General features: G+C 37.0%; 1 pseudogene. It reads left to right on the plus strand.

The features are described 5' to 3' along the window. Nucleotides 1–168: 168 nt before the first annotated feature. Nucleotides 169–332 (plus strand): annotated as a pseudogene (locus HC176_RS18260) (porphobilinogen synthase); the annotation flags it as partial.

Below are 332 nucleotides of genomic sequence, written 5' to 3' on the forward strand. Positions count from 1 at the left end.
TCCGCCATAAATTACATTGAACACCAGAAAGAGCATCATAAGAAGAATAGCTTTAGAGAAGAATATGAGAAATTCCTAAAACTTTATGAGGTGGAATATAAGCCTCAATATCTTTTTGATGAACAAAATAATCTTGAACTTTGAACCCCGAATACAGAATAGACGATTATGCTCATACGAAACAGAAGACTTAGAACAAACGAAGCAATAAGAAGCCTGGTAAGGGAAACTATTATTACTCCCAATGACTTTATAGTGCCTCTTTTTGTAGTGGAAGGCCAGAATGTAAAGGAAGAGATCGCCTCCATGCCCAACTACTACAGGTACAGCCT

The organism is Tamlana crocina (assembly GCF_012037625.1).